Source organism: Variovorax sp. P4_B11 (genome assembly GCF_056402355.1).
In genome coordinates, this window is record NZ_JBFUHO010000008.1 from 152,213 (window position 1) to 164,690 (window position 12,478).

9 protein-coding genes and 1 pseudogene are annotated in these 12,478 nt (G+C 66.7%); 6 read left to right on the plus strand and 4 right to left on the minus strand.

The annotated features are described in order from the left end of the window. Positions 1-216: 216 nt before the first annotated feature. The 4 genes from AC1DYD_RS11040 to AC1DYD_RS11055 all read right to left on the minus strand — a co-directional run bounded on the left by AC1DYD_RS11040 (position 217) and on the right by AC1DYD_RS11055 (position 7,417). On the minus strand, positions 217-3,900 hold the full coding sequence (locus AC1DYD_RS11040; protein ID WP_478172769.1) for an AsmA family protein: 3,684 nt from the start codon (positions 3,898-3,900) through the stop codon (positions 217-219). 592 nt (positions 3,901-4,492) lie between these two features. Further along, a complete protein-coding gene (locus AC1DYD_RS11045) occupies positions 4,493-4,870 on the minus strand; it encodes a response regulator transcription factor (RefSeq protein ID WP_478172770.1) in 378 nt (125 codons plus the stop codon). Further along, complete coding sequence (locus AC1DYD_RS11050; protein ID WP_478172771.1) at positions 4,867-6,696, minus strand: sensor histidine kinase; 1,830 nt, start codon at positions 6,694-6,696, stop codon at positions 4,867-4,869. The genes AC1DYD_RS11045 and AC1DYD_RS11050 overlap by 4 nt, the downstream gene beginning before the upstream one ends. A gap of 331 nt (positions 6,697-7,027) precedes the next feature. Next, a complete protein-coding gene (locus AC1DYD_RS11055; protein ID WP_478172772.1) occupies positions 7,028-7,417 on the minus strand; it encodes an FHA domain-containing protein in 390 nt (129 codons plus the stop codon). Between the two features lie 283 nt (positions 7,418-7,700). Between AC1DYD_RS11055 and AC1DYD_RS11060 the strand changes: the two genes are divergently transcribed. From AC1DYD_RS11060 to bioD, 6 genes and pseudogenes are all read left to right on the plus strand, one after another. Beyond that, positions 7,701-8,261 (plus strand): hypothetical protein, encoded by a 561-nt coding sequence (locus tag AC1DYD_RS11060; RefSeq protein WP_478172773.1) that lies wholly within the window; start codon positions 7,701-7,703, stop codon positions 8,259-8,261. A gap of 29 nt (positions 8,262-8,290) precedes the next feature. Then, positions 8,291-8,551 carry a DUF1016 N-terminal domain-containing protein gene (locus AC1DYD_RS11065; RefSeq protein WP_478172774.1) on the plus strand — a complete coding sequence of 87 codons (261 nt, stop codon included), beginning with the start codon at positions 8,291-8,293 and terminating at the stop codon, positions 8,549-8,551. 361 nt (positions 8,552-8,912) lie between these two features. Beyond that, a pseudogene (locus AC1DYD_RS11070) lies at positions 8,913-9,005 on the plus strand (aspartate 1-decarboxylase); the annotation flags it as partial. 169 nt (positions 9,006-9,174) lie between these two features. After that, on the plus strand, positions 9,175-10,557 hold the full coding sequence (bioA, locus tag AC1DYD_RS11075) for an adenosylmethionine--8-amino-7-oxononanoate transaminase (protein ID WP_478172775.1): 1,383 nt from the start codon (positions 9,175-9,177) through the stop codon (positions 10,555-10,557). Further along, a complete protein-coding gene (gene bioF / locus AC1DYD_RS11080) occupies positions 10,523-11,725 on the plus strand; it encodes an 8-amino-7-oxononanoate synthase (RefSeq protein ID WP_478172776.1) in 1,203 nt (400 codons plus the stop codon). Before bioA ends, bioF begins: the two co-directional genes overlap by 35 nt. Then, positions 11,722-12,438, plus strand: a complete 717-nt coding sequence (bioD, locus tag AC1DYD_RS11085) for a dethiobiotin synthase (protein ID WP_478172777.1) — start codon at positions 11,722-11,724, stop codon at positions 12,436-12,438. The genes bioF and bioD overlap by 4 nt, the downstream gene beginning before the upstream one ends. Positions 12,439-12,478 lie beyond the last annotated feature (40 nt).

A 12,478-nucleotide genomic window follows, 5' to 3' on the forward strand; every position in this document is an offset into this window, starting at 1 on the left:
GGGCTGATGACGTCATCGGACATGCAGAGCGCCAGTTGATGGGCCTTGGATCGCGCGAAGCGCGGCGACAAATGGGAGATGAGTTTAGGCGGAAGGCGGAATATTTGCGAGCAACGTTTCAGTCGCCGGCGTGTTTGAGGCCGCGTCGAATTCCTTCGCGCCCAAGGCCGAGACGCTCGCCACCGCGGGCCACGACCTCTTCATGGTCGCCTTCGATCAGGGCTTGAGCGACTGGGGCAAAGGCAAGTGGTCCGATCGCGACGATCGCAGCAGCACGTCGAGCGGCTCGCTCGAAAGTTGGGCGCCGGCAGCGATGCGGGTGCAGGGGTCGGCGGTCGACTCGAGCTTGCGCCACAAGTCGCCCGCCAGCAGCGACGCCCCTGCGGTGGCCCAGGCCGCGGTCCCTACGAGCAATATGCCGCTGGGGTCCAGTTCGACCGTCGGGTGGCTGACCGTTCCGGTGATTTTCGCGACGCCGCTCGTCAGGCCCAGCAAGCTGAAGCGGAAGAACTCGCGTCGCACCGCCCGGTACCCGAACAGGATCTCGCTCGTTTTCAGGTTCACCGCGCCACTGCCCAGGATGTCCAGATGCTTCAGGCGCAGCGCGACGCCGTCGCTCGCGGTGGCCACGCCGTCGGCGATGGTGAAGCGCGCCGCCGCACATTCGAGTTGGGCGTGGTCCGCCGCCCTGCGGCCGGGCACCAGCGTCAGGAGGAGGCTGCCGGCAATCCTCTCGAAGCCATAGCCCGAATTGATGGGCAAGGTGCCCGCGCCGGCGGTCAGCAGGAACTCGCCGCGCCCGGCCGCGAGCATGTTGCGCAGCGTGGTGCCGGCGCCGGCGAACTGCGCGTTCATCGACAGCGGCGGCCTGGCGGCCCCGCTCGGCGGCGCCACGCGTGCCGTATACAGCGCCTCTGTATCGACATTCTTGAGCGACAGACGCAACGCCGCACCAGGCACTTCCTGGCGCAAGTCAAGGCGCAGTTCCCCGCGCAGCTCGCCTTCGGCCGCCGCGGTCGACACCTCGATCAGTCCGTTCGTGAGCGTGCCATCGAGTTGCAGCTTCTCCAAGTCGTATCGATGCAAAAGGAAGCGCTCTGCTCGCAGCCGCAGCTGCGCGTCGCGTGAGAGCAGGGACGGCATGCGGATGGGCCGGTCCAGCAGCGGTGTCTCATTGGCCGTGGGTTCTTCCCACTGTGTGGCATCGATCAGTCTGGAGGTGAGATCCGCTGACAGATCCGGCCGGTCGCGCCACCGAATTCGCAGCCGCCCCGCCGCATCCGACTTGCCGGCCTGCGCGCTGAGATCGTCAACGGCCACCTCCCCGTCTCCCAGCGTGAGCCGCCCCGAGGCGCTGAACGGGAGGGCAGGCAGGCGCGAAGCGGTGAAGCTCGTCGCCGTCTGCGCCAGGTTGTCGATCTCGATCCGGGCGGCGAGCCGCGTGCCCATGGGCGCCGCAAGGTTGCCCACGTTGCCGTCCAGGGTGGCGCGCGCGCCAGGCAGCGTCGCCTGCAACGCCAGCGGCACGTCACGCAGGCCGATCAGACGCTGCAGCGGCCCGCTGGTCGCAAGGACGTGGAGTGTGTCGCCGCCCAGAGCCGTGCGCAGATTCGCTTCCATCTTCGGCCACGCGGTCTCGGGGTTCAGCAGTTCGGCCAGCGGCCCGGCGACCACCGTCAGATCCATCGGCGCGCCGAGCGCATGGCCCACCGCGCTCGCGCGCACCGGGCCGCCCGGCTCGACCTCGATGTTCGCCTGCTGCACCTGGACCGGGGAGCGGTCGCGACCCACCGCCAGGGAGAAGGGAGCGGTGCGAACGGAAAGCTTCGCCTGCTTCATGAGTTCGCGCACGCTCGTACCCCGCGAGCCGAACAGGACTTGCAGTCCCTGGATCGCGCCGCTCGTCGTGTCCGGCCGATTCGGCGAACGCAGCAGCGCCGCCACGTCGATGCGGTCGGCCCTCGCGTTGGCATCGACGCGCCATGCCCGCCCGCTCGCATCGACCGTGACATGGCCCTGCACCGGCGCGCTGGCGACCGTGGCAGATGTCAGGTCGATGGCGAGCTTGCCGCCCCGCAGATGCGCGAGTGCAGCGACCTGGCCGATCGGCACCGGTGCGCCCGCAATGCGGGCAACGTCGACATCCAGCCTGGCATCGAACGCACGCAGCGGCGCCAGCGGCAGTGGGTCGTCGAATGCACTGCGCGGTCCTGGTTTCGCCACGCTGCCGCCGAGCTTGGCGACGTCGAGCACCGCAATGCTCGCATGGCCATCGATCTGCGGCCGGCCATCGCGCCAGCGAAGCGTGCCGTCTCCCGTGACCACCGTGCCGGCCAGTGTGGCGGCAAGCCCTTCCAGCCGAACTGCGTCGTCGCGCCAGCGCACCCGGCCGGACAAATTGCTGGCCGGGACCGGCAGGCCGGTGATGGCTGCAATCCGCAGGGAAAGATCCGCTTCGACGCGCTGGAGCCACGCCGGCGCACCCGCACCGGAGGCCTCCCGTGGTCGTGACCCAGGGGCGGGCGATTCGAGCGCTTTGGCATCGGGCGGATTCAAGTCCAACCGGCCGAGGTTCAGCGCCCCGCTCAGCAGCGCACGCGGCGCGCTGGCGTACGCGAGATCGCCTGACACCGCCGAGGCGAGTACCCGGCCACGGATGTTCCTGGCCGAATAGCCTTCCTTGGAATGCGTCACGTGCGCCGCGAGATCCACCGGCAAGGCTTGGCTCAGGCGCGGGCCCGCAAGCAGGCGCAGCGGCGCCAGCGCGTCGCCCCGGGCGGTCAGCGCCAGGTCGAAGTCCGTGGCTTCGGCCGCGGGCGTGATGCTTCCATCGGCGCTCAGCGTGAAGTCCGCAAGCTTGGCGCGCAGCGTGAGAGGCGCGACGCCATCGAACTTTTGCAGCGCGAGCCATGGCGCGCTGCTGGCCTCGAGCGAGAACGCCGCTTCACCGATCTTGCCCTCGACCGCCAGCCGCGTGTCGACGCTCGCGCCGAACTGAGCCTTGCCCGACCCGATCTCGAGGCGCGACGGCTGCATTGGCAGTCCATCGAGCGACAGGCTCAGGTCTTCGACCTGCAGGCTGCCTCGTGCGTAGCGAGTCTGCGCCGACAGACGGTAGGGGCCCCATCCCGGCAATGTCCGCCCCAGGACGCCGGACCACGCGTCGAGGTGCTCGCCCGTCATCTCGATTCCGAGTTCGACGCCCTCGAGCGACGCGATCGATGGCCATCGCACGTCGAGCATGAGGGCCGCCCCCTTCGGTCGCAGGCCGACGGACAGACGCCAGGGCTCGCCGTCGAGTGCAGCCTGCAGCGAGGCGTTGGCCTCCACCGTGAGCTGCATCGGCGTTTCTCGATAGTCGGCAAGCGCTTGAACCCGGAACGGCACGCCGTCGCTGATCGTGGCCTCGGCGGTATCGACACGAACCCGCTCGACGGGGCCGCCTGACCGCCAGCCCATGTGGACGTCGGTCAGCGACACGGTGCCGAAGTCAGGCAATGCCGCGCGCTGGGTGCCCCGATCGGGCGTGCCGAACGGCCAATTGCCTTCGCCCTGCGCATTGCGCTCGAGCAGCAGGTCCACACCCTCCAGGCGCACGGCGCGCATTTCGACCCGTCCCTTCCACAGGGCGATGAGATCGAGGCGCGCCTCGCCGCTCGCAGCGGTCACGAAGTCCGGTCGCGATGCCCAGGGCGGGTTGGCGATGCGCAGATCGCGCACGGACAAGGTCGGCCGCAAGGCGAGGTCGAACGACAGACTGCCTATCGACACCTCCCGATCCAGGACGGATGAGAGCTCTCGCTCCACGGCTCGTTGGTAGACCTCGGCGTCGAGTGTCTTCAGGAAGAGCATCACCCCCAAGGCCGCGGCAAGCAGCAGCCCGATCGCCCACAGCAGCAACTTGGTTGTGCGTCGACGCCATGGCGACCCGGGTTTGGTCATGGTTGAGGATGAGAGGCGGGCAATCGGGTCGCGGGATGGATGACGAACGGAGTGCCGCCATCGTAGCGAAGGGAGCGCGGGGGCTTCCGGATTTCTGTGTTCGAGGCGGTTGGTGCCTTGCTGCACCCTCGGGTTCAGGCCGGTTGTCGACGCAGGCACTTGGAAGTTGTTGACCCGAGTCGCTTCATCGCGCAGCCCTGTCCTGCGCAGGGTTTCCCCACCTTCCGTCGCATCCTGCGGGCTGCAGCCGCTCGATCGCCAGGACGGCCCTCGCCGGTGGCCGCGTCGACGAGCGGCACGGGCTGGCCGGCAGCCAATCCCGACTTGAAAAAAAACCCGCCGAAAGCGGCTATCTCGATTCTCGATTCGGGATCTGCTCGGGAATCAGGGCTTGGCAGCTTCTTGCCTTGTGCGGGGGTGCGCGTTCCCTCCAAACTGCAGCGGCGCGCTGACCGGACCATTGACTGAGCCAGGACGCGTCGCTCGGTCGAGCACATGACACGCCTTCCCGAACGAGCGAGCCGTTCCGTACTGCGTGATGACGGGACCATCAGGTCGTCAGCCGGCGAATGGCTGCTAGAACTTCGGCACCGGAATCGTTCTTGCGAAAGTAAGCCTCGCAGCCCGCGGCTTGCGCGCGGGCGCGCGTTTCCGGATCGTCGTGCGCGGTGATGAAAATGAAAGGCGTGTGCGCGCCTTGCGCGACCAGGCGCTGGGCGAGTGCGATGCCGGACATGCCGCCGAGCTGCACATCGAGCACCAGGCAATCGAACCGGGGCTGCTTCGTATCCGCGAGGAACGCCTCCGCCGACGCATAGGTGATCGGCTGTATGCCCGACGCACGCAGCAGCCGTCCGAGCGATCGACAAAGGCTGTCGTCGTCATCGATGATCGCGACAAAAATGGGAGTGGGTTGGGTCACGTTCATGCCGCGGCAACCTCGTTCGCAACCGGCAGCGTGAAGCGAAGCCTCGCCCCGCCGCCATCGAGATTCTCGGCCCACAGGCGACCACCATGTGACTCTATGAGGGTGCGCGAGATCGACAAGCCCATGCCCAATCCCGTCGACTTGGTGGTGAAGAATGGACCGAAGACCTGTTCGAGCTTGTCGGTCGGGATGCCCAAGCCGCTGTCGCTCACGGCGATCTCGACGGCCTGCGCTCCATCGCGCACGGCGGTCACAGCGATGCGCCGGACCTTCCTGCCCGCCTCGTCGATCGAATCCATGCCATTGGAGATCAGGTTGAGCAATACCTGCTGAAGATGTACGCGGTCGCCAAGTACGGGTGGCACGTCGTCCGCGATGTCGAGAACCAGATTCACGCGTCGAGCCGCGGCGTCGAAACGCGAGAGTGACGCAACGTCGCCGAGGAGCTCGCCCACGTCGAGCGGCTGCGTTTCGATGTGGTGTCGCCTGAGCAGCGCTCGCATGCGGTCGATGACCGCGCCGGCACGTTGGTCGTCAGCGAGGATGTCGTCGATGATCGCGCGGATTTCGTCGAGGTCCGGCGGCGCCTGCTGCAGCAGGATCGACGCCGCCTCCGCATTGCGCAGGATCGCACCGAGCGGCTGGTTGATTTCGTGCGCGAGGGCCGAGGCGAGCTGCCCCAACACCGAGACACGCCCCGCGTGGGCAATCTCGTGCCGCAACTGCAGCATTTCCTGTTCGGCCTGTTTGCGCGCGGTGCAATCGCTGCAGGCGCCGCGTGTGCGGATCGGCCGGTGACGGGCGTCGATGTCGACCCGGCCCTGAGCCGCAATCCAGCGGATGCTGCCGTCCGGCAGCATCAGGCGAAATTCCGACGCGTATTCGCCTCCGTCCGCAGCCGCCTTCGCCAAAACCTGCCGGAACGTATCGCGATCGTCGGGATGCAGTCTCGTCAGCATGCGCTCCAGACCCAGCGGTTCCGTTGGCGCAAAGCCGAACAACCCCCGCCACTTGTCGTTCGCCCAAAAGTCGTTCCGCGTGAATTCCCGGACCCAGATCCCCAGGTTCGCCGCATCGGCGGCCAGATTCATCCGCTGTTCGCTTTCGCGCAACGCGTGAACGAGTTGCGACGCCCGGAGCACTTCTCGACTCACCTCGTACCCAATCAAGACGATGATGCCGGAGTAGAACAGCCTGAACGTGGTAGGCGCCTCGACGATTCCCCAGAAATAAAGCATGGCCTGTCCTGCACCAGCGAGCAGCATCAGGACAACGGTGCCTCCGACTCTGAGCACCGTGCCTCTGCTGCCGCGACGCCATGCAGTGACGCTGGCATCGGCCACATAGATCAAAAGCAGGATCACGCTCAACTGCCCGACCAGCATCCACGGGTTCGGTACGCCCACCGCCACGGAGACGGGTTCCCCGAGGAATGAAATGTGCCGAAGTTCCGTGATCTTGCGGTAGTTGAGATTCTGTCCCGTCGTGAAATCGAGCAGCAACGAGATCGTGCGCAGCCCGACGGCGCTCCACGCGAGCCACGGGCGACCCGACTTCAGGTACACATGCACGAAGGCGACGAGCGACGCGAGCAAAAGCCATATCGGTACATGCGCCCACCTCAGCGCAGTTCCGAATTCTTCGGGCGTCTGCGCATGGATCATCCACAAGTCGAAGAACACAAAGACCGTGGTCGCCACGGCCATGAGCGGAAAGAAGAAATAGGGCCAGGCCGTGCGATCTCTGACCCAGACCGGCAGAAGCACCCCGGCGAGCGTGAGACACGCCGCCGCGATCATGGACCAGATGACGGTGATCCAACTCACGGCGACTCGTGGTCCGGCAAGCAGATGCACTGGGCGGGATCCCGCAGCTCCCGCGCGAAGGGGCCGACCAAGGCTGCGCCCGCTGCGGTGTGCCGCTGCCTGCGGCGGCCAGGCCAGGGCCCGTATCTGCATGTATTCGTCGACATCAGGGTTTGCTCGAACAAACGGGTGGTGTCTGCATCGGTGTGTCGATTTGCACTCGACGACCAAACGACCGATGCAGACCCGGCATCGAAAGGGGTTTCGCAATTGTCGATGAAGTTCATGCCGACCGGGGTGCGGCAAATGGGCCCGCTCGACGCAAAAAGCAGTTTGATCCCTGCAGCGTCGCCTAACGCGGCGTGTTGCGCGCCGGCATCGCGGGTCGATCGATATCGATGGGCAGGCCGGGCACCGTGAGCAACCGCAAGGCTTCAATCTGGCTGTATTGCTGGTCGCTCACTAGAAAGCGCATTTCGCAATCGCCAATTTTGATGCTATCGCCATTCGCCAGCACCTGGCTCTCGATCTTGACCCCGTTCACGAAGGTTCCGTTGCGGCTCCCGAGATCCTTCAGCCCCACAAAGGTAGGCCCGATGGTGATTGATGCATGAACGCGGCTCACCTGTTCGAAATCGAGGACGACGTCGCAGCCTGGCGCTCGTCCGATCCGGGTCTCCTGAGGCTGCAAGTCAATCTGCCGGGTCTTGCCCGGCCCGTCCATCATGATCAGTCTCGCCATCCTGTCTCCTCGTTCGCTGTCGCATCTCTGCAGGCGTCTGCGATGGCGGCGCTGGCTTGGGGGTCGGCGTCGAGTCTTCGGTCGTCAAATCAGGCTCGACGTACTTCCTGGCTTGTGCCGCTGGCTCCCCGGAGAGCGCCATCGCCCGGGTGAAAACGGCATGAACCTGGTCGCCCACCCTTTTTGGTACTGTGGGCTTCGGGGGGACCGCTGTCTACTGCCCGAAAGGGAAGGTGTGCACGGACGATTTTTTCGATAGCCTCGGCCTGTCCCACACGTCCCTATGATTTACGAGAAACTGCGGTTCACGGGGCCGGGAGAAGCGACTTATCAGCTCGGCCAGCCCTTGTCCATTTACCACGGCAACGTCCTCCTGGGGACGCTTGACCCGGTCATCCTGCGCCAGGACGGCACAGAGATACACATCGAGGCGTTCGCGCCGACGCAGGTGGTACTTGCCGAACCGCGTCACATCGGACGCCTGATCTTCTTCGAACTCTGCGCCTATATCTCGGAGCATTTCGACCAGATTCAGGCAATCAGTTTCTCCTTCTCGCGTCCAATCCGCGCGCTAGGCGGGCCCGCCCAACAGGCAACCTCGCGCGCTGACGCGCTGAAGCGAATCGGCGCTGTCAACGTTCGGGTGACTCCCCGCACCGCCGGAAAACATGTTGTCTCGGGAGTCTGGCCCTATAGCAAACGCAGCGTCGCAGCGCTTCGCGTTGCGCTCGAGGAGCAGCGTGCGCTTTTCCGTGAGCGACCGATCGGGTCAGGCCACAGGCCCAATGCGGGGCTGCGTGCTGCGCTGCGGCGCCTGATCGCGCGCCGAAGCGGGAGCCAGTAGAAGGCGACCAGGCGACCCACTTGGGATGGGTGCAGGCCGTCAACACCCGGCTCGTCGAGACCTACTGGCAGGTGGGCCGCCACATTGTCAAGTTCGAGCAGGCCGGGCCGGGGCGCGCCGAGTACGGCAAGGCGCTGATTGACACCCTGGCCGCCGACCTCGGCCTGCGCCACGGCAAGGGCTTCAGCCGCAGCAACCTGATCCGCTTGCGCAGGGCGCCGGCGCCCTTCCATCTGCAGAACACCGCCCGGGGCGCGGTTGACACCCCGTTCGAGTGCCGCATTGAGTAAGCTCGCGCAGGCAGAATTCGGGATCCGAGCGACGGTAGTGAGAAAGTCGTGACTTTTTGCTGAATCCGGTGTAGTTCAAACGTTCATAGGGCAATCTCTGAAACCCCGATTCGCGCCATGCGTTGGCCCGGGGCACCCGTCGCGGCAGCAACAGGAAAAATGGGCGATGTCGAGGCCGGCGGCGCAGACGACACCGCCTGCTTCGCGCACCTTGCTTGAGATCGACAGGTGCAAAGTACCTTGTCCGGAATTTTTCTTTTGATGGTTCTCTACTAGCATTCGGCGCCTTCGCGCATGGGTCCAGAGCAGAGGCTGCCAGCGAGATCCACTGCCTCTTCCCCATCTGTTTCGTCTCATCCTGATGTTTCGTTCATTGCTCAAGTCCAAGATCCACTGCGCGACCGTCACCGATTGCGAACTGCACGACGAAGGCTCCTGCTTCATCGATGAAGAACGCGCCCACATCCCGGTACAGCGAGCTTCGGCTGAGGCCGCCGCGGCCTGAGCGTTGGCGCTTTCCGCTCTGATTCGCCTTGGGCGGACACGCCCATCAGTTCCAGCCGCACCGTCACGCTCGAGTCCCAAGCCGGGGCGGCACACGCAGCACTCCTCATATTCATTGCATGCACACACCCATCGGCCAAAATGCGGCTTGGCAGCAGCGCAGCCTGCGCAGCGTCTGGCACCCCTGCACCCAGATGCAGCGCGCCGCAGCGGTCCCGCCGCTGCCGATCGCGCGCGGCGAAGGCCCCTGGCTCATCGACCACGAAGGCCATCGCTACTTCGACGCCACGAGTTCTTGGTGGGTCAATCTGTTCGGCCATGCCGATGCGCGCATCAATGCGGCCTTGAAGGACCAGCTCGACCGCCTGCCGCACGTGATGCTGGCCGGCTGCACCCACGCACCGGCGGTGGAGCTGGCCGAGCGCCTGTCGGCGCTCACCGGTGGCGTGCTCGGCCATTGCTTCTTCGCCAGCGACGGCGCCTCGGCGGTCGAGATCGCGCTGAAGATGAGTTTCCACCACTGGCGCAACCTCGGGCGTCCGGCAAAGCGGGAGTTCGTCTGCCTGCGCCAGGGCTACCACGGCGAGACGCTCGGCGCCTTGGCGGTGACCGACGTGGCGGTGTTCCGCGACGCCTACGATCCGCTGCTCATGCGGGCCCACCAGGTGATGTCGCCCGACGCACGCCAGGCCGGACCCGGCGAGACGGCGGTGGACGTGGCCGCGCGTGCCGCCGCCGAGCTGGAGGCATTGTTCGAAGCGCGCCATGCGCACATCGCCGCGCTGATCATCGAGCCGCTGGTACAGGGCGCCGCCGGCATGGCGATGCACGATGCGGCCTACCTGCGCATGGTGCGAGCGCTGTGCGACCGCTATGAGGTGAGCCTGATCGCCGACGAGATCGCAGTGGGCTGCGGACGTACCGGCACCTTCTTCGCCTGCGAGCAGGCCGGGATCTGGCCGGACTTCGTCTGCCTGTCCAAGGGCATCAGCGGCGGCACCCTGCCGCTGTCGCTGGTGATGACGCGCGACGACATCTACGAGGCCTTCCTCGACGACGACGTTGCGCGCGGCTTCCTGCACTCGCACTCCTACACCGGCAATGCACTGGCCTGCCGGGCGGCGCTCGCGGTGCTCGACCGATTCGAAGAGGACGACGTCCTGCAGCGCAACCGGCAGCGCGCTGCGGCATTGACATCGGCGCTCTCTCCCTTGCAGAACGACCCGCGCGTTGAACACTTCCGCCAGCGCGGGATGATCTGGGCGCTCGATGTGCGGGAGAGCTTCGTCGGTGAGCGCTTTGCCGAACGCTTCCACCTCGCCGGCCGCGCGCGCGAACTGCTGATCCGCCCGATCGGCCGTACCGTCTACCTGATGCCGCCCTATGTGCTGGACAACGAACTGGCAGCCTGGCTCGCGCAACGCGTGATGGCAACGCTGGACGCCACGGCCGACATCGAGAACGCCCATGCTGATCGAACACCTGAACCACCGACTGCGTGAGCGCGACGCCCAGGCGCTGCGAAGGCAGCGCCGCGCGACCGAGTCGCCGTGTGCGCCGCATCAGCGGGTGTCCGGGCGTGACATGCTGGCCTTCTGCAGCAACGACTACCTGGGGCTGGCGAACCATCCGGCCCTGATCGAGGCGCTGTCCGAAGGCGCGCGCCGTTTTGGCGCCGGCAGCGGCGCGTCGCATCTGATCAGCGGTCATTCGCGTGCCCATGTGCTGCTCGAGGACGAGCTCGCGCGCTGGCTGTCGCCCTGCATCCCGGAGGCGCGCGCGCTGAGTTTCTGCACCGGCTACATGGCCAACCTGGCGCTGCTGACCGCGTTGGGCGATGCCAGCGCGACGATCTTCGCCGACAAGCTCAACCATGCATCGCTGGTCGACGGCGCGCTGCTGGCCAAGGCGCCGCTGCAACGTTACCCCCACGGCCGGCTCGATGTGCTGGCGAGCCATCTCGGGCGATGCAGCACACCGATCAAGCTGATCGTGACCGATGCCGTCTTCAGCATGGACGGCGACCTCGCCAACCTGCCGGCCCTTCTGACCTTGGCCGAGGCGCACGATGCCTGGCTGGTCATTGACGACGCCCATGGCTTCGGCGTGCTGGGCCCGCACGGCCGCGGCAGCCTGTCGCACTTCGGCCTGCGCAGCGAGCGCCTCATCTACATGGGCACGCTGGGCAAGGCCGTGGGCCTGGGCGGGGCCTTCGTGGCCGCCCACCCGAGCGTGATCGACTGGCTGGTGCAATCGGCGCGCAGCTACATCTACACCACGGCGGCACCACCGGCGATCGCGCATGCCGTACTCACCAGCCTGCGCCTGATCGCTGGCGACGAGGGCGAAGAGCGGCGTGCCCGATTGGCGCAATCGATCGCCATGCTGCGCAACGGCCTCTCGACATTGACGCAGGAGCACCCCGGTCTCGGCTGGCGCCTGGCCGATTCCTCGACCGCGATCCAGCCGCTGATCGTCGGCGACAACGCCGCGGCGCTGGACCTCGCGGCAGCGCTCGACGCCCAGGGCCTGTGGGTGCCGGCGGTCCGCCCGCCGACGGTGCCCACGGGCACCGCACGGCTGCGCATCACGCTGAGTGCCGCGCACACGCCGAGGGATGTCCAGGCGCTCCTCGATGGCTTGGCGCGGGCCGCCGGGACGCTGCGATGACTTCCGTTGCGATGCGTGGTTGCTTTGTCACCGGCACCGACACCGAGGTCGGCAAGACGCGCATCAGCGCCGCGTTGCTGCACTGGCTCGGCGAGCAGGGCCAGCGTTGTGCCGGCTACAAGCCGGTGGCGGCCGGCACCGAGGTGATCGATGGCGAGGACATCAACGAGGACGTGCGCGCGCTGCGCAATGCGAGTTCGGTGGCGTTGGCCGATGCCGAAGTCGGGCCGTTCCAGTTCGAGGATGCCTGCGCACCGCACATCGCGGCGGCGCTCGAGGGCCGTTCGATCGAGCGCGCCGCCCTGCTGCAAGGCGCCCTGGCGCTCGCGACGCGCGCCGAGTATCTGATAGCCGAGGGCGTTGGCGGGTTTCGTGTGCCGCTCGGGCCGGACTTCGACAGCGCCGACTTCGCCATGGACCTGGGCTTGCCGGTCGTGCTGGTGGTCGGGCTGCGGCTCGGCTGCATCAACCATGCACTGCTCAGCGCCGAGGCGATTTGTGCGCGCGGTCTGCGACTGGCAGGCTGGGTCGCGAACACCGTCGATCCGGCCATGCTCCACCGCGACGACAACCTTGCCACCCTTGGCCATGAACTGTGGCGGCACTGGCAGGCGCCCTGCCTGGGCGTCGTTCCCCGGCTGGCCAGGCCTGACCCTGCGGCAGTTTCGGCCCACCTCGACGATGCAGCGCTGCGGACGCTCTTTGGCCTTTGAGACAAGTCTTCAACGCGAAACACAACTCACGATTGGAATC